Genomic DNA, 17,230 nt, shown 5'->3' on the forward strand with positions numbered 1-17,230 from the left:
TAAAGTTAACGACAAAAAGGAGTAAAAAATGAAAAAACAATCAAAAATTGTAACTGGTCTTGTAACATTAGCATCAGTAGTTACACTTGCTGCATGTTCTTCATCAAATGCAAGTAATTCAAATATTGTCACAATGAAAGGTGATACTATTACGGTATCTGACTTTTATAAAGATGTTAAAAGTTCTACTGCAGCTCAACAATCAATGTTAAACTTGATTATGGCAAAAGTTTTTGAACAACAATATGGTGATAAAATCTCGAAATCAAAAGTTGAGAAAGCTTACAATAAAACAGCAAAAAGTTATGGTTCATCATTCTCAAGTGCTTTATCTAGTGCAGGGTTAACAACTGATTCATACAAACAACAGATTCGTACGACAATGTTAGTGGAATATGCTGTAAAACAAGCAGCTAAAAAAGAATTAACAACAGCTAACTATAAAAAAGCATATAAGACTTATCAACCACAAATGACTGCTCAAGTTATTAAATTGGACTCAGAAGATACTGCAAAATCAGTACTTGAAGAAGTTAAAAAAGATGGTGCAGATTTTTCAAAAATTGCTAAATCAAAAACAACTGAAACAAACAAAAAAACAGAATACAAATTTGATTCTTCATCAACAGCATTACCTTCTTCAGTTTTAACCAAAGCATTTGACTTAAAAGAAGGAGAAACTTCAGAAGTTGTTTCAGCAATGGATTCAACGACTTATAAAACAAGTTACTATATCGTAAAAGCTGTTAAAAAACAAACTAAATCAGACAACTGGAAAACCTACAAAAAAGAACTTAAGAAAGTTATTTTAAATTCTAAGATGTCAGATTCAACTTTCCAAAATAAAGTCATTGCAAAAGCACTTGATAAAGCAAATGTTAAAATTAAAGACAGTGCTTTCTCAAATATTTTAGCTAAGTTTGCATCTAACTCTTCAAATAGCTCTACATCAAGTTCAAGTTCTAAATAGGTTTGAAAAAAATATTGATTTAGTTGACTAAACAGTATTATGGCTATATAATAAAAGTGTTGAGAATTATTTTTCAAAGGTTGGAAAGCAGAAAAGTGGCGGTTGCTGTGAGCCATTGAAAATCAGAAAAATATGCTACTCATAAAACCAAATTAAATAATAAAAAGAATGACAAGTTTCATTGAATGAAGGTGGTACCGCGGTTTTTCGCCCTTCTTTATTCATGACTTGTCTTTTTTAATCATTTTTAAAAGAATAGGAAATCTTATGAAACAATTAACATCTGCTCAAATTCGTCAAATGTGGTTGGATTTTTGGAAAGAAAAAGGTCACTCAGTTGAACCTTCTGCAAATCTAGTTCCAGTTAATGATCCAACCTTATTATGGATTAATTCTGGTGTTGCAACCTTAAAAAAATATTTTGATGGTTCAGTTATCCCAGAAAATCCTAGAATCACAAATGCACAAAAAGCGATTAGAACCAATGATATCGAAAATGTTGGGAAGACTGCTCGTCATCATACAATGTTTGAAATGTTAGGAAATTTTTCAATCGGTGATTATTTTAGAGACCAAGCCATTGAATGGGGATTTGAACTTCTAACGAGTCCTAAATGGTTTGATTTTCCTAAAGATAAATTGTACATGACATATTACCCTGATGACAAAGATTCTTATAATCGTTGGATAGCATGTGGCGTTGAGCCGAGTCATTTAATTCCTATTGAAGATAATTTCTGGGAAATTGGAGCTGGTCCTTCAGGTCCTGATACAGAGATTTTTTATGATCGTGGTGAAGGTTATGATCCAGAAAATGTTGGAATTCGTTTACTTGCAGAAGATATTGAAAATGATCGTTATATTGAAATTTGGAATATTGTTCTTTCGCAATTTAATGCTGATCCAAAAGTACCTCGCTCTGAATATAAAGAATTACCAAGTAAAAACATTGATACAGGAGCTGGTTTAGAACGTCTTGTAGCAGTTATGCAAGGTGCAAAGACAAATTTTGAAACAGATTTATTTATGCCAATCATTGAAGAAGTTGAAAAACTTTCAGGTAAAACTTATGATCCAGATGGTGACAATATGAGTTTTAAAGTGATTGCTGACCATATTCGTGCCTTATCATTTGCAATTGGCGATGGTGCACTTCCTGGAAATGAGGGGCGTGGTTATGTTTTACGTCGTCTTTTGCGTAGAGCTGTTATGCATGGTCGTCGTTTAGGGATTAAAGAAACATTTCTGTATAAGCTTGTTCCAACTGTAGGAACTATCATGGAGTCATATTACCCTGAAATTCTTGAAAAACAAGATTTTATTGAAAAAATTGTAAAAAGAGAAGAAGAAACCTTTGCTCGTACTATTGATGCAGGAACTGGACATCTTGAACAACTATTAGATCAGTTGAAACAAGATGGAAAAGACCGTTTGGACGGAAAAAATATCTTTAAACTCTATGATACTTATGGATTTCCAGTCGAATTGACAGAAGAACTTGCTGAAGATGCTGGTTATAAGATTGATCATGAAGGTTTCAATGAAGCAATGAAAGAACAACAAGAGCGTGCTCGAGCAGCTGCAGTTAAAGGTGGCTCAATGGGAATGCAAAATGAAACCTTAGCAGGGATTACCGAGCCATCAGTATTTGACTATGATAGAGAAGCACTAAATGCTAATTTAAGTGTTATCATTGTTGATAACGAAAGAAGCGAAGTCGTTTCAGAGGGTCAAGCACTTCTTGTATTTGATCAAACACCATTCTATGCTGAAATGGGTGGTCAAGTTGCAGACCATGGTTTCATCAAAAATCAAAATGGCGATATTGTCGCACGTGTGACAGATGTCCAAAAAGCTCCTAATGGACAAGCTTTACATACTGTTGATGTATTAGCTAGTCTTTCTATTGGAACTCAATATCATTTAGAAATTGATCACGCTCGTCGTTATGCTGTTGAAAAAAATCATACCGCTACGCATCTATTGCATGCGGCACTTCATAACGTCATTGGTGAACATGCCACTCAAGCTGGATCTTTGAATGAAGTTGAATTTTTACGTTTTGACTTTACTCATTTTGAAGCTGTAAGTCCTGAAGAATTGCGTCAAATTGAAGAAGAAGTCAATCAACAAATTTGGAATGCACTTGCGATAGAAATCATTGAAACAGATGTTGAAACAGCAAAATCTATGGGTGCTATGGCATTATTTGGTGAAAAATACGGAAAAGTTGTTCGTGTCGTCAAAATTGGAGATTATTCTGTTGAACTTTGTGGCGGAACCCATTTATCAAATGCATCTGAAATTGGAATTTTTAAAATTGTCAAAGAAGAAGGTATCGGTTCAGGAACTCGCCGTATTTTAGCAGTGACAGGAAAACAAGCTTTCCAAGCTTATAGACAAACTGAAGATTCTCTTAAAGAGATTTCTAAGGTTGTAAAATCACCACAATTAAAAGATGCTCCAGCTAAAGTTGAAGCCTTATCTGAACAAGTTCGAGATCTTCAAAAAGAAAATACAGAATTAAAAGAAAAAGCCGCAGCAGCTCAAGCTAGTGATGTCTTTAAAGATGTCAAAGAAGTTAATGGGCATACATACATTGCTACTCAAGTTTCCGTTTCTGATGCAGGTGCCCTACGAACATTCGCTGATAATTGGAAACAAAAAGATTATTCAGATGTGCTAGTACTTGTTGCAAGTATTGGTGACAAAGTTAATGTTCTTGTTGCAAGTAAATCAAAAGATATCCATGCTGGCAATCTAATTAAAGAATTAGCTCCTATTGTCTCAGGTCGTGGCGGTGGAAAACCAGACATGGCTATGGCAGGTGGTAGCGATAAAGAAAAAATTAATACGTTAATTGATTCTGTTCAAGATTATTTATCATAATAAAAAGATCCTTAAGGATCTTTTTTTATAGTTAAAAAATATAACTTGTTATTATTAAGAGCAATAGCAATGTATTTATGATAATTGTTATAATAGAATTAGTTAATTTTAAAGGAGAAAATATGAAATTTGCTCTCATTCAATGTGATATTCAATATGTTTTGGTACTACCAGAAATGTGGAATACAGGTTATGCTCTTGATAATTTAAAAAATACAGCAGATATTGATGGCAATGAAACCATCACCTTAATGTCTAACTTTGCCAAGGAAAATCATGTTAATCTTTTAGCTGGGTCTGTTTCCACCCAAAAGAAAAATCAATTCTATAATACAAGTTATGCATTTGATCGAGAAGGTAAACTCCTCTTAGAATATGATAAAGTGCATTTATTTGGTTTAATGGCAGAAGACCGGTACTTATCATCAGGAGATAAACCATCAAATTTTGAAATGGATGGTATTAAGATGTCAAGTCTTATTTGTTATGATATCCGTTTTCCAGAATGGTCTCGACAATTAATGAGTCAAGGAAGTCAGATATTAATTGTTGTTGCTCAGTGGCCAGAAGTTAGAAAACAACAATGGGAAATATTATTAAAGGCAAGAGCTGTTGAAAATCAATCTTTTGTAGTAGCTGTCAATAGAGTCGGTGATGGTCCTGATGATCATTTTTCAGGTCAATCAATGGTGATTGATCCATTAGGGAATGTTATAGCTGAAACCGAAAATGATAAAGAAGATATTATTTAGGTGGATATTGATCTGAAAAAGGTGGATAATATAAGAGGCCAGATTCCTGTTTTTGAAGATAGAAGATTGGATTTGTATTAAAGGAGAAAAGATGAATTTTGAAAAATCACAATTATTAGATGGTTTACCAGAACAATTTTTTGCTAGCTTAGTCCAAAAGGTTAATAAACAAGTAGAGCAAGGATTTGATGTAATAAATTTAGGACAAGGCAATCCAGATCAACCTACATATGACTATATTGTTGATGCTTTATGCCAAGCTGCTCGAAACCCAGAAACTCATAAATACTCACAATTTAGAGGTAATCTTCCTTTTAAAAAAGCTGTTACTGAGTTTTATCAAAATAATTATCATGTATCACTGGACTCACAAACTGAAGTGTGTGTATTAGGTGGTGCTAAACTAGGCTTAGTAGAATTGCCTTGGGCTCTGATAAATCCAGGTGAATTGATTTTATTACCTGATCCAGGTTATCCTGATTACCTTTCTGGGGTTGCATTAGGGAAAATAGACTTTGAAACATTTCCTTTGAAAGAAGAAAATCAGTTTTTACCTGATTTAAAAGCTATTCCAGAAGAGACTGCGAGACGTGCTAAGTATCTTTATCTTAATTATCCAAATAATCCAACAGGAGCAGTAGCGACGCAAGAATTCTATGATGAACTTGTCATTTGGGCAAAGAAATATGAAGTTGGAATTATTAGTGATTTTGCTTATGGTGCGCTAGGTTTAGATGGTTTTAAAAATCCTTCTTTCTTATCTTCAGAGGGAGCAAAGGATGTGGGAATTGAAATTTATACATTCTCAAAAACATTTAACATGGCTGGTTGGCGTTTAGCCTTTGCAGTTGGAAATAAAGATATCATTGAAGCCCTTAATCTGATTCAAGACCACTTATTTGTTAGTGTCTTTCCTGCTATTCAGGAAGCTGGTATAAAAGCTTTGTTAGAGCCAAAGGCTACAGAAGAAATCAAAGGTCTGAATGCAAAATATGATAGAAGACGTCATGCTTTTGTTGAAGCTGCAGCAGCAATTGGTTGGAAGGTCTTCCCATCAAAGGGATCGTTTTATGCTTGGATGCCTGTTCCGGATGGTTTTACAAGTCAATCATTTGCTGATTTATTGTTGGAAAAAACTCATGTTGCTGTTGCTCCTGGTATCGGCTTTGGAAAAGAAGGCGATGGTTATGTCAGAATTGGTTTGTTGGTAGAACCAGAAAGACTTGTTGAAGCTGTTGAGAGAATTAAGCAATTAGATTTATTCTAGAAAAAAACGCATGGTCTGGCTCATGCATTTTTTATTTTAATATAAGTTGAGCAATGATGGGACTAATAAAGACATAAAATAATCCAGTTATTCCAATAGCGAGACCAGCCATTGCACCTTCTGTTTGCCCATATTTTAATGCAGTTCCGGTACCAACGGCATGTCCTGTTCCTCCGAGAGATAGACCAATTGCGATTGGATCTTCAATGTGACACCATTTGATAAGAATGGGTCCTAATACACTTGTGAAGATTCCAGTTATCACAACAATGGCAATCGTAATAGTTGTGATACCTCCCATTTTTGAAGAAATTCCTAAGGCCATAGCCGTGGTCACTGATTTTGGAAATAATGAGATTGCCAAAAAGAAATTTAAACCAAATAATTTTGCAATGAGCGCTGTATAAAGCGTATTGACAAAACAAGCTATTCCTGTTCCAATTAAAATTGATCTGTAGTGATGCTTCATTAAATGAAAATTACGGTAGAGTGGGATAGCTAAAGCAACAGTTGAAGGAATAATCAGAGTATTTAAATAAGAACCGCCAATATAATAAGTTTTATAAGAGATTCCGCTAATTTTTAGAAATAAAATTAATAAAACAGTTGCTACTAACAATGGTGTCAAAAGAGGTGTTGGAAATCTTCTATAGAGTAGAATTCCGATGAGATAAGCAAAAATAGAAAGCGTCAGACCAAACAAAGGACTATTTAAAAAATCAGTCATGTTTTTCCTCCTCAACAGGGTAGTCTCCCTCGTAACGATTTTTAACAAAAGTAACGATAAATGCGATTGTTAAAATGTTTAAGATTAAAGCTCCAAAAGTAATAATGGCAATTGGTAGAATATTAGGTAAAATGACTTTAATGTAATTCATGACACCGACACCAGCAGGTAAAAAAAGAATAGTCATATTGGCTAATAAAAATTCACCTACATGAAAAATATGTCTTAATCTCACAATCTTAAATTCTAAGGCTAGGAAAAGTAAAACTAAGCCAATAATACTTCCTGGAACAGGTAACTGAAAAAAGGTTGAGATTGCTTCTCCAATTAACGAAAAAAAGAGGATAATCATTAGTTGTACATATAATTTCATAAGAAACTCCTTATAATAAGTTTACTACGAAATGATGAAAAATCAATATGATTATTGAAAATAATATGAAAATCTCATGAAATAAAAACCATTAGTTTTTATTCAAAACAAAATAGTTTAACATTAGCATGATTATAAGTGCCATTAACAGTGGCAGACTGTTGATGATAGGTTGTCCTGAGATTTCAGTAAGAAAAAATACAGCTGATAAAGGCATTCTATTCAATTGCCCTAAAAAAATGGATGAGCCTATAATGGTTGCAAAAGATGAATCAATTTGGAATGGAAATAAGTAATTCCATCCAACAGCTAGTAAACTTGCAAGTGAGCCCCCCAACATCATTGATGGCGCAATTTTACCACCAGATGCTCCAGAAAAGAAGACCAGAGTAACAGCAATTGCTTTTGCTAAAACTAATCCAAGAAGGTAATAAGAACTTATTGTTTGATGGTGAAGAATAAATAAGAGACCAGCTCTGCCATTTCCTAATATTTGTGGAAAGTAGATACTGATAAAACCAATCAGTGTAAAGCAAATAATTATTCTAGAAATATAAATAGGAGCTGCTAACTTTTGTTTAGGTAATGTAGCCAATAGCTTTCTAAAATAATAGGCTATTATTGATATGATTAGAGAAGCAAGCACTGCAAATAAAAAGAGTTGTGGTTTTATCTGAAGTCGTGGTAATTGATATTGAACGATTCGACCAATAAAAAATTGAACGATTAAAACAGAAAAGAAAGATGAAAAAATGGCTGAAATCAACATTTTAAACGATCGTTTCACCCTTAGCGTTTCTAAGATGAATAAACTAGTAGCAAATGGAGCATTGTAAACGGCACCTAATGCAGATCCAGAGGCACATGCTAGTAATATTTTGATTTCTTCTTTAGACAAATGGGTATTTTTTAACCAAAGGTTAGAAATAGAAGTTGAAACTTCACGAGAAGCTCCTTCACGACCGACAGGAGCACCCATGGAAACAGTAATCAATTGTAATAGTCCATGGCAAAAGTTAGAAAAACTAGACATCTCCTGAGAACCCTTGATAACACTTCCAATTGGAATGATATGTTTTGCTCTTGTATACAAAAAATACCAACCAAAACCTGCAACTAATCCAGATAAAAAGAGGGCTAAAACTTTTCTTTCTGGAGGAATACTGGCAATCATTTGACTAAAGCCACCTTCTTGGTAGCCAAATGTTAGTTTTTGTATCCAGTGTATGAGTTCGGTTAGTAGTGTTCCAACAATACCTGATGTAAGACTAATAGTAATTAAAGCAAAAAAGTATAGAAGTGATTTTTGAATCTTTTTCATATGGTTTATTATATCAAATCTTTTAGTAATCTGAGAATTCTTATTGACAATATTGTGGATAACTGGTAGAGTTAAGGTGTATTAAGTTTTAATGTGTATTTGTGTTTATCATTTTTACCTTTTCTATTTTTTACACAAGATTTTATAGAAAGGTAGTGAAAGTATGGCACAAGGTACAGTAAAATGGTTCAACGCTGAAAAAGGTTACGGCTTTATTTCAAGTGAAACTGGTGTAGACGTTTTTGCACATTTTTCAAACATCCAAAGTGATGGCTTCAAGACACTTGAAGATGGTCAAAAAGTAACTTTTGATATTGAAGATGGACAACGTGGTCCACAAGCAACTAATATCTCAGTTGTAAAATAACTAAAAAAGTAGTATGAGAACATACTACTTTTTTTATTTACTTAAGCCATAGTTATAGTCATCGTTTTGCATAGCTTCAACAGATCCTAAAAGATAGCCATTACCAACCTGACTAAAGAAGTCGTGGTTGGATGTCCCTGTAGAAATACCATTCATAACAATTGGATTGACATCGTTTGCTGTATCAGGAAAGAGTGGATCTTGCCCTAAGTTCATTAATGCTTTATTAGCATTATAACGAAGGAATGTCATAACTTCCTCAGTCCAACCCACACCATCATATAATGTTTGTGTGTATTTTTCTTCATTTTCATATAATTGATAAAGAAGATCATACATCCAATCACGAAATTCATCTTGTTTGTCATCGCTCAACTCATTAAAGCCAAGTTGAAATTTATAACCAATATAAGTTCCGTGAACAGATTCATCACGGATAATCAATTTGATAATTTCAGCAACATTGGCTAATTTGTTGTTACCAAGATAATAAAGTGGTGTAAAGAAACCAGAGTAAAAAAGAAATGTTTCTAAAAAAGTAGAGGCAACTTTTTTTTGTAATGGATCGCCATTTTCATAAATATCATTGATAATTTTAGTTTTTGCTTGTAAAAATTCATTGTTATTTGTCCACTCAAAAATATCTTCAATTTCTTTTTTAGTGTTTAAGGTTGAAAAGATAGATGAGTAAGACTTAGCATGAACAGATTCCATAAACTGAATGTTATTTAAAACGGCTTCTTCATGTGGTGTTCTAACATCTGCACGAATGGCCTCAACACCAGATTCAGACTGCATGGTGTCTAGTAGTGTTAATCCACCAAATACTTTTCCGACTAAATCTTTTTCTTGTTCACTTAATTTACGCCAGTCATCTAAATCATTTGATAAGGGGATACGAGTATCTAACCAAAACTGTTCAGTTAGTTTTTCCCATGTTGATTTATCAATGACGTCTTCAATTTCATTCCAATTGATTGCTTCATAATAAGTTGTCATAAGTTTATGTTGTTAGGAATAAAAGAGGCGAAAGCCTCTTTTTCCATAATCCTTTCTATTAGGTATTATTGTAACAGTTTGTTGTAGATGAATTAGATGACACAACTTTCACATTGATTTGAGCCAACTTCTTCACCGTCATCTGTAAAGGTACGAACATAATAAATTGATTTAATACCTTTGTTAAAGGCATAATTTCTTAAAATAGAAAGGTCTCTTGTTGTTTGTTTACTTTCAGATTTCCACTCATAGAGCTCTTTTGGAAGTTCGCTACGTAAGAAGAGTGTTAATGAAAGACCTTGATCAACGTGTTGTGTAGCAGCAGCATAGACGTCGATGACTTTTCTCATATCCATATCATAAGCAGAAGTGTAATAAGGAATACTGTCTGTTGATAATCCATTGGCAGGGTAATAAATCTTACCAATTTTCTTTTCTTGACGTTCTTCAATACGTTGTGTAATAGGATGAATAGAAGCGGAGCAGTCATTGATATAAGAAATGGAACCATTAGGTGCAACCGCAAGTCTGTTTTGGTGATACAAACCATCAGCTTTGACTGCTTGTCGTAATTCTTCCCAATCGCTAGCTGTTGGAATAAAATGGTTTGCAAACAAGGCTTTTACTTTTTCACTTTGAGGAACGAAGTCACCAGTTGTATACTTATCAAAGTAAGTTCCATCTGCGTATTTTGATTTTTCAAAACCTACAAATGTTTCATGTCGTTCACGTGCAATTTGATTTGATTCAACAAGTGTCCAATAATTCATTAACATGAAATAAATATTGGTGAATTCAATAGATTCTGGACTTCCATAGTGAATGTGGTTTGTAGCAAGATAAGAGTGTAGTCCCATCGCACCCAAACCAAAGGTATGTGCTTGTTTGTTGCCATTTTTAATGGTTGGAACGGCTTCAATTTGTGATGAGTCTGTTACAAATGTTAAAGCGCGTGTCATGGTTTTAATTGATTTTCCAAAATCTGGAGAAGTCATCATATTAAGAACATTTGTTGAGCCAAGGTTACATGAGATATCAGTACCCATTTCAAGGTATTCTTGAGCATCATTAATTAAACTTGGTTTTTGAACTTGAAGGATTTCAGAACAAAGGTTACTCATGATAATTTTACCATCAACTGGATTAGCACGGTTTGCCGTATCAATATTGATGATATAAGGATAACCTGATTCTTGTTGTAATTTTGAAATTTCAGTTTCTAAATCACGAGCTTTAATTTTTGTTTTTGTAATTTTTGGATTTGCAACTAATTCGTCATATTTTTCAGTAATGTCAATATAGTTGAATGGGACACCATATTCTTTTTCCACATTATATGGACTAAAGAGATACATGTCTTCGTTATTACGTGCTAATTCGTAAAATTTATCCGGTACAGTAATACCAAGTGAAAGTGTTTTAACACGTACTTTTTCATCGGCATTTTCTTTTTTAGTAGAAAGAAAAGCAATAATATCAGGATGGAAGACATTTAGATATACAACCCCAGCACCTTGACGTTGTCCAAGCTGATTAGAATATGAAAAACTATCTTCAAATAATTTCATTACAGGAACAACACCAGATGCAGCACCAGCAAATCCCTTGATAGGAGCGCCAGCTTCACGTAAATTTGAAAGTGTGATTCCAACACCTCCGCCGATACGAGACAATTGGAGAGCTGAATTGATTGAACGACCAATAGAGTTCATATCATCAGTAACTTGAATTAAAAAGCAAGATACCAATTCACCACGACGGCTACGACCAGCATTTAAAAATGAAGGAGTTGCAGGTTGATAACGTTGGTGAATCATTTCCATTGCTAGATCTTCAGCTAAACTTTCGTTACCGTCTGCAAAGTAGAGTGCATTGAACATCACTCTATCTTCAATACTTTCTAAATAGTAATCCCCATCATTAGTTTTGAGAGCATATTGTTGATAAAATTTATATGCTGCCATGAAAGAATTAAATGTAAAATCTTCACCCTTTAGTAGTTGTGCAAGACTTTCAATAAATTCTGGTGTGTATTTTTTTATAAATTCAGATTCAATATAGTCATTTTCAACTAAAAAATTAACTTTTTCAGTAATAGATGAAAATACTTTTGTATTTGGCTCTACATTTTCTTTGAAGAAAGCAGCTAATGCTTCTTTGTCTTTATGTAGAGGAATTTGCCCATTAACTGGACGATTTATTTCATTATTAAGGCGAAAATAAGAAACTTCACCTAGATTTTTAAGACTCATGTTTTCTTCTTCCTTTATTTATTAGCATCCCCACATGCTTGTTAGAAAGGGATATAGTCGTTTTATATTAGATGATTTCTTTTAGTTTAGCTGGTTTAAAGCCAGAAAATACGATATCACCAGCTTCAATAACTGGTGCAGAACTAAATCCTAAACTTTTTACATAGTCAATTTTTTCTGGGTGTTGATCAATATTGATTTCTTCAAATTCAGCACCATTTTGTTCTAAAAATTTCTTTGTCATTTTACATTGCATACAGTTATTCTTTGAAAATACAACAATATTTGCCATTTTTTTATCTCCTTTGTTATTTAAACATGATAATAGAATAACGGAATTTAAATTAAAAATCAAGATGAAAATACTATATCTTGTGTGAAAAGATTTTCACAAACCCTAAATATTGTGTTGAAGCTTGATTTTCTTAGAAAAATCAGTCAATGAGTAATTTGAAGTTTTAAATCTTTTCTTTTTGAGAAAATAAAAATGAAAATAAAGACGAAATATACAGAAGTTTTTTTCACGAAAAAGATTTAATCTTGAAAATAGATAAGCAATATGCTATAATTTGTTCTTGTAAGGGTTACCATGTCGGTTTCCTAATAATACACATTTTAAAAGGAGAATCCTAATATGGCTTCAAAAGATTTTCACATTGTAGCAGAAACTGGTATCCACGCTCGTCCAGCTACATTACTTGTTCAAACAGCTAGCAAATTTGCTTCAGATATTACTCTTGATTACAAAGGTAAAGCAGTTAACCTTAAATCAATCATGGGTGTTATGAGTCTTGGTGTTGGTCAAGGTGCTGATGTTACAATTTCAGCTGAAGGTGCTGATGCTGACGATGCTATTGCAGCTATCGAAGAAACAATGACTAAAGAAGGATTGGCATAATATTATGACAGAAATGCTTAAAGGAATTGCAGCTTCTGATGGTGTTGCTGTTGCTAAAGCATATCTACTCGTTCAACCGGATTTGTCATTTGAGACTGTAACAGTCGAAGATACAAATGCAGAAGAAGCTCGCCTTGATGTTGCATTACAAGCTTCACAAGACGAGCTTTCTGTTATCCGTGCTAAAGCAGTAGAAAGCTTAGGCAAAGAAGCAGCGGCAGTATTTGATGCTCATTTAATGGTTCTCTCTGATCCTGAAATGATCAGCCAAATTAAAGAAACAATCAGAGCAAAACAAATCAATGCAGAAGCTGGACTAAAAGAAGTTACTGACATGTTTATCACTATCTTTGAAGGTATGGAAGATAATCCATACATGCAAGAACGTGCTGCAGATATCAAAGATGTTGCTAAGCGTGTATTAGCACATTTATTAGGTGTTAAGCTTCCGAATCCTGCAACAATTGACGAAGAATCAATCGTAATTGCACATGATTTAACGCCTTCAGATACCGCACAATTGAATAAACAATTTGTTAAAGCTTTTGTGACAAATATCGGAGGACGTACAAGTCATTCAGCTATTATGGCGCGTACTTTAGAAATTGCAGCTGTTTTGGGAACAAATGATGTTACCAGTCGTGTCAAAGATGGTGATTTAATCGCTGTTAATGGTATTACAGGTGAAGTAATTATCAACCCATCTAATGAACAAATTGCAGCATACCAAGAAGCTGGTCAAGCTTATGCAAAACAAAAAGCGGAATGGGCTCTTCTTAAAGATTCAAAAACAGTTACAGCTGATGGCAAACACTTTGAATTGGCTGCCAACATTGGTACGCCTAAAGACGTTGAAGGTGTAAACGACAATGGTGCAGAAGCTGTTGGACTCTACCGTACTGAGTTCCTTTACATGGATTCTCAAGATTTTCCAACTGAAGATGAGCAATACCAAGCTTATAAAGCTGTTCTTGAAGGAATGAATGGTAAACCAGTAGTTGTTCGTACAATGGATATTGGTGGAGATAAGGAATTACCTTATTTTGACTTACCTAAAGAAATGAATCCATTCTTAGGATTCCGTGCTTTACGTATTTCAATTTCTGAAACAGGTAATCAAATGTTCCGTACTCAAATTCGTGCATTATTACGTGCTTCAGTTCATGGTCAACTTCGTATCATGTTCCCAATGGTTGCACTCCTTAAAGAATTTAGAGCTGCCAAAGCGATATTTGATGAAGAAAAAGCAAATCTTAAAGCAGAAGGAGTTGCCGTTTCAGATGATATTCAAGTTGGTATCATGATTGAAATTCCAGCAGCAGCAATGCTTGCGGATCAATTTGCTAAAGAAGTAGACTTCTTCTCAATTGGAACAAATGACCTTATCCAATACACAATGGCTGCTGACCGTATGAATGAACAAGTTTCATATCTTTATCAACCATATAACCCATCAATTCTTCGTTTGATCAACAATGTTATCAAAGCAGCTCATGCTGAAGGTAAATGGGCTGGTATGTGTGGTGAGATGGCTGGTGATCAACAAGCTGTTCCACTCCTTGTCGGAATGGGACTTGATGAGTTCTCAATGTCAGCTACCTCAGTACTTCGTACACGTAGTTTGATGAAAGATCTTGACACAGCTAAAATGCAAGAATATGCAAATCGTGCATTGACAGAGTGTTCAACTGCTGAAGAAGTACTTGAACTTCAAAAAGAATATCTATAATCGTTGAAAGTAGAACTTAGGTTCTACTTTTTTTAGAAAGTTATTGCACACATTCTTGAATTATGTCAAATAATTGAAAAATCCAAGAAAAGTGATAGAATAAAACTACAATTGTAAAAAAGGAGAAAAAAGGTTGACAAAACAATATAAAAATTATGTCAATGGTGAGTGGAAACTTTCAGAAAATGAAATCAAGATTTATGCTCCTGCAAGTGGAGAAGAACTTGGTTCAGTTCCTGCAATGACACAAGCTGAAGTAGATGACGTTTATGCATCTGCTAAAGCAGCTCTTCCTGCATGGCGTGCTCTATCATATGTTGAACGTGCTAATTATCTACACAAAGCTGCTGATATTCTTGTACGTGATGCTGAAAAGATTGGTTCTGTTCTTTCACAAGAGGTTGCAAAAGGACATAAATCTGCAGTCTCTGAAGTGATTCGTACTGCTGAAATTATTAATTATGCTGCTGAAGAAGGTTTGCGTATGGAGGGTGAAGTTCTTGAAGGCGGTAGTTTTGAAGCTGCTAGCAAGAAAAAAATCGCTATTGTTCGTCGTGAACCTGTAGGACTTGTTCTTGCTATTTCACCATTTAACTATCCTGTTAACTTAGCTGGATCAAAAATTGCCCCAGCCCTAATTGCAGGAAATGTAGTTGCCCTTAAACCACCAACGCAAGGTTCCATTTCTGGTATTTTACTTGCTCAAGCATTTGCTGAAGCAGGTATTCCTGCTGGTGTATTCAACACTATTACAGGTCGTGGTTCTGTTATCGGTGATTATATTGTAGAACATGAAGCTGTTAATTTTATTAACTTTACGGGTTCTACACCAGTAGGTGAACGTATCGGTAAATTAGCAGGCATGCGTCCAATTATGCTTGAATTAGGTGGTAAAGATTCAGCAATTGTTCTAGAAGATGCTGATCTTGATGTTGCTGCTAAAAATATTGTAGCTGGTGCTTTCGGCTATTCTGGTCAACGCTGTACGGCTGTTAAACGTGTCCTTGTTATGGATAGTGTAGCGGATGCCTTAGTTGAAAAAGTAAGTCAAAAAGTGAGTGCGCTAACTATTGGTAATCCTGAAGATGATGCTGACATTACACCTTTAATTGATACAAAAGCAGCAGATTTTGTTGAAGGATTGATCAATGATGCAAAAGAAAAAGGTGCACAACCTCTTCATGAAATCAAACGTGAAGGAAATCTTGTTTGTCCTCTAGTTTTTGACAAGGTAACAACAGATATGCGTCTTGCTTGGGAAGAACCATTTGGTCCTGTATTACCATTTATTCGTGTTAAATCTGTTGAAGAAGCTATTAAAATTTCAAATGAGTCAGAGTATGGACTTCAAGCTTCAGTGTTTACAAACAATTTCCCACGTGCATTTGCTATTGCAGAACAATTAGAAGTGGGGACTGTTCATATTAATAATAAAACACAACGTGGTACAGATAACTTCCCATTCTTAGGAGCTAAAAAATCTGGTGCTGGTGTTCAAGGTGTTAAATATTCAATTGAAGCGATGACATCTGTCAAATCTGTTGTTTTTGATATTGAATAAATAAAAAAAGAAGCAAAAGCTTCTTTTTTTATTTTTCAATTAGGGTTTGATTTTTTAGGGTAACTTCAGAGACTGTAGCCATTTTTTTAAGTTTTTTAAGATCTTCAGGATGAGTGACAAATGTGATGACGGTTCCTTCTTTTCCCATTCTACCAGTTCTTCCAGAACGATGTGTATAAACTTCTTTGTTTCTAGGAATATCATAGTTGATTACTAATTCTAGGTTTTCGATATCAATACCTCTTGCTACCATATCCGTTGCTAGAAGTAAGTTTATCTTTTGGTGTTTAAAATTGTCAAGAATCACTTTTCTAAATTTAGTATTAATGTCACTGGCTAGTGAAACGACATTAGCATTTTGATAGGTTAACTTTTCTTCATTTGAGCCAAGGTCAGATAAGTTATTAAAGAAGACTAAGCCTCGAAGTTGGGGAATATTTGAAAATTTTCGAAGTAATTCTGTGCCTTGCCTTTTGTCAACTTGAATGTAATAATGATTAATATTATTTAATGTTTGATGAGACAAGTCAATTTTTATAGTATTGTTGACAAGATCACTAGATTTGATCTTGTTAGTTGCACTAATATAAATCATTTGATGGTCCTTAGGCACATAGTGGGTAATACTGTTAACAAAATGAAATTGAGAATCACTAAGTAGCTCATCATATTCATCAAGGATAATGGTCTCAATAGACATCATTTTAACTTTTTTGAGCTTAACTAGCTCAAAAATACGACCTGGAGTCCCGATAATAATTTCTGGTCCTTTTTTGAGCCGTTCAATTTGTCTTTTTTGACTTGATCCTGAAAGGAGTAATTGAGCTTCTAAACCAATTAATTTTGCCCATTCTTTGGTTACATCGAAGATTTGCCCAGCTAATTCTGTATTTGGTGCTAATATTAGTAATTGCTGTGCTTTTTTAGGTTTTAGATTTAGAAGACTTGGAAAAAGATAAGCAAGAGTTTTCCCCGTCCCTGTGGGACTTATACCAAGGACATTTTCGTTTTCCTGAATAGGTTTAAAGAGTTGATTTTGAATATCAGTAAACTGATCAAATCCTTTATTGGATAGTTCATCTTGCCAAGAGTGTGGTAAATTGTTAATCATTGTATTTCCTTTTT

At 34.1% G+C, this 17,230-nt stretch carries 14 protein-coding genes and 1 pseudogene; 8 read left to right on the top strand and 7 right to left on the bottom strand.

Features of this window, described 5'->3' with window-relative positions; genetic code table 11:
- Positions 1-28: 28 nt before the first annotated feature.
- The 4 genes and pseudogenes from prsA to STRUR_RS03200 all read left to right on the top strand — a co-directional run bounded on the left by prsA (position 29) and on the right by STRUR_RS03200 (position 5,878).
- Complete coding sequence (gene prsA, locus STRUR_RS03185; RefSeq protein ID WP_006739739.1) at positions 29-970, top strand: peptidylprolyl isomerase PrsA; 942 nt, start codon at positions 29-31, stop codon at positions 968-970.
- Positions 971-1,237: 267 nt separating this feature from the next.
- Positions 1,238-3,859, top strand: coding sequence for an alanine--tRNA ligase (alaS, locus tag STRUR_RS03190; RefSeq protein ID WP_006740437.1), 2,622 nt, complete (start codon positions 1,238-1,240; stop codon positions 3,857-3,859).
- A gap of 122 nt (positions 3,860-3,981) precedes the next feature.
- Positions 3,982-4,692, top strand: a pseudogene (locus STRUR_RS03195) (carbon-nitrogen family hydrolase).
- Between the two features lie 10 nt (positions 4,693-4,702).
- Entirely contained in the window at positions 4,703-5,878 is a 1,176-nt protein-coding gene (locus STRUR_RS03200; protein WP_006740010.1) for a pyridoxal phosphate-dependent aminotransferase, read from the top strand.
- A 31-nt stretch (positions 5,879-5,909) separates the two neighbouring features.
- On the opposite strand, the gene STRUR_RS03205 is transcribed toward STRUR_RS03200, so the two are convergent.
- The 3 genes from STRUR_RS03205 to STRUR_RS03215 form a co-directional block, all read right to left on the bottom strand.
- Complete coding sequence (locus tag STRUR_RS03205; RefSeq protein ID WP_006738583.1) at positions 5,910-6,605, bottom strand: LrgB family protein; 696 nt, start codon at positions 6,603-6,605, stop codon at positions 5,910-5,912.
- On the bottom strand, positions 6,598-6,978 hold the full coding sequence (locus tag STRUR_RS03210; protein ID WP_006740140.1) for a CidA/LrgA family protein: 381 nt from the start codon (positions 6,976-6,978) through the stop codon (positions 6,598-6,600). The genes STRUR_RS03205 and STRUR_RS03210 overlap by 8 nt, the downstream gene beginning before the upstream one ends.
- Positions 6,979-7,069: 91 nt before the next feature.
- Positions 7,070-8,299 carry a chloride channel protein gene (locus STRUR_RS03215; protein ID WP_006739897.1) on the bottom strand — a complete coding sequence of 410 codons (1,230 nt, stop codon included), beginning with the start codon at positions 8,297-8,299 and terminating at the stop codon, positions 7,070-7,072.
- 163 nt (positions 8,300-8,462) lie between these two features.
- On the opposite strand from STRUR_RS03215, the gene STRUR_RS03220 reads away from it, so the two are divergent.
- Positions 8,463-8,666, top strand: coding sequence for a cold-shock protein (locus STRUR_RS03220; protein WP_006739207.1), 204 nt, complete (start codon positions 8,463-8,465; stop codon positions 8,664-8,666).
- Between the two features lie 33 nt (positions 8,667-8,699).
- Here STRUR_RS03220 and nrdF read toward each other — a convergent pair whose 3' ends face one another.
- The 3 genes from nrdF to nrdH form a co-directional block, all read right to left on the bottom strand.
- The gene (gene nrdF / locus STRUR_RS03225; RefSeq protein WP_006740026.1) at positions 8,700-9,665 is read right to left on the bottom strand and encodes a class 1b ribonucleoside-diphosphate reductase subunit beta; all 966 of its coding nucleotides are present in this window, start codon (positions 9,663-9,665) and stop codon (positions 8,700-8,702) included.
- Positions 9,666-9,757: 92 nt separating this feature from the next.
- Positions 9,758-11,917, bottom strand: a complete 2,160-nt coding sequence (gene nrdE, locus STRUR_RS03230) for a class 1b ribonucleoside-diphosphate reductase subunit alpha (protein ID WP_006740449.1) — start codon at positions 11,915-11,917, stop codon at positions 9,758-9,760.
- Positions 11,918-11,984: 67 nt separating this feature from the next.
- Positions 11,985-12,209, bottom strand: coding sequence for a glutaredoxin-like protein NrdH (gene nrdH / locus STRUR_RS03235; protein WP_006739167.1), 225 nt, complete (start codon positions 12,207-12,209; stop codon positions 11,985-11,987).
- A gap of 342 nt (positions 12,210-12,551) precedes the next feature.
- Between nrdH and STRUR_RS03240 the strand changes: the two genes are divergently transcribed.
- The 3 genes from STRUR_RS03240 (at position 12,552) to STRUR_RS03250 (ending at position 16,105) form a co-directional block, all read left to right on the top strand.
- Positions 12,552-12,815 (top strand): phosphocarrier protein HPr, encoded by a 264-nt coding sequence (locus STRUR_RS03240; RefSeq protein ID WP_000146945.1) that lies wholly within the window; start codon positions 12,552-12,554, stop codon positions 12,813-12,815.
- A 4-nt stretch (positions 12,816-12,819) separates the two neighbouring features.
- On the top strand, positions 12,820-14,544 hold the full coding sequence (gene ptsP / locus STRUR_RS03245; protein WP_006739651.1) for a phosphoenolpyruvate--protein phosphotransferase: 1,725 nt from the start codon (positions 12,820-12,822) through the stop codon (positions 14,542-14,544).
- Positions 14,545-14,677: 133 nt separating this feature from the next.
- A complete protein-coding gene (locus tag STRUR_RS03250) occupies positions 14,678-16,105 on the top strand; it encodes an NADP-dependent glyceraldehyde-3-phosphate dehydrogenase (RefSeq protein ID WP_006739074.1) in 1,428 nt (475 codons plus the stop codon).
- A 28-nt stretch (positions 16,106-16,133) separates the two neighbouring features.
- Here STRUR_RS03250 and STRUR_RS03255 read toward each other — a convergent pair whose 3' ends face one another.
- Positions 16,134-17,216 carry a DEAD/DEAH box helicase gene (locus STRUR_RS03255; RefSeq protein ID WP_006738487.1) on the bottom strand — a complete coding sequence of 361 codons (1,083 nt, stop codon included), beginning with the start codon at positions 17,214-17,216 and terminating at the stop codon, positions 16,134-16,136.
- Positions 17,217-17,230: the final 14 nt, after the last annotated feature.

This window comes from Streptococcus urinalis 2285-97, assembly GCF_000188055.2.
Taxonomy (GTDB): Bacteria; Bacillota; Bacilli; order Lactobacillales; family Streptococcaceae; genus Streptococcus; species Streptococcus urinalis.

Bases quoted from the DNA above. Each gene is read 5' to 3' on its own strand.
- prsA (WP_006739739.1), top strand. From the start codon at position 29: ATGAAAAAACAATCAAAAATTGTAACTGGTCTTGTAACATTAGCATCA.
- alaS (WP_006740437.1), top strand. From the start codon at position 1,238: ATGAAACAATTAACATCTGCTCAAATTCGTCAAATGTGGTTGGATTTT.
- STRUR_RS03200 (WP_006740010.1), top strand. From the start codon at position 4,703: ATGAATTTTGAAAAATCACAATTATTAGATGGTTTACCAGAACAATTT.
- STRUR_RS03205 (WP_006738583.1), bottom strand. From the start codon at position 6,605: ATGACTGATTTTTTAAATAGTCCTTTGTTTGGTCTGACGCTTTCTATT.
- STRUR_RS03210 (WP_006740140.1), bottom strand. From the start codon at position 6,978: ATGAAATTATATGTACAACTAATGATTATCCTCTTTTTTTCGTTAATT.
- STRUR_RS03215 (WP_006739897.1), bottom strand. From the start codon at position 8,299: ATGAAAAAGATTCAAAAATCACTTCTATACTTTTTTGCTTTAATTACT.
- STRUR_RS03220 (WP_006739207.1), top strand. From the start codon at position 8,463: ATGGCACAAGGTACAGTAAAATGGTTCAACGCTGAAAAAGGTTACGGC.
- nrdF (WP_006740026.1), bottom strand. From the start codon at position 9,665: ATGACAACTTATTATGAAGCAATCAATTGGAATGAAATTGAAGACGTC.
- nrdE (WP_006740449.1), bottom strand. From the start codon at position 11,917: ATGAGTCTTAAAAATCTAGGTGAAGTTTCTTATTTTCGCCTTAATAAT.
- nrdH (WP_006739167.1), bottom strand. From the start codon at position 12,209: ATGGCAAATATTGTTGTATTTTCAAAGAATAACTGTATGCAATGTAAA.
- STRUR_RS03240 (WP_000146945.1), top strand. From the start codon at position 12,552: ATGGCTTCAAAAGATTTTCACATTGTAGCAGAAACTGGTATCCACGCT.
- ptsP (WP_006739651.1), top strand. From the start codon at position 12,820: ATGACAGAAATGCTTAAAGGAATTGCAGCTTCTGATGGTGTTGCTGTT.
- STRUR_RS03255 (WP_006738487.1), bottom strand. From the start codon at position 17,216: ATGATTAACAATTTACCACACTCTTGGCAAGATGAACTATCCAATAAA.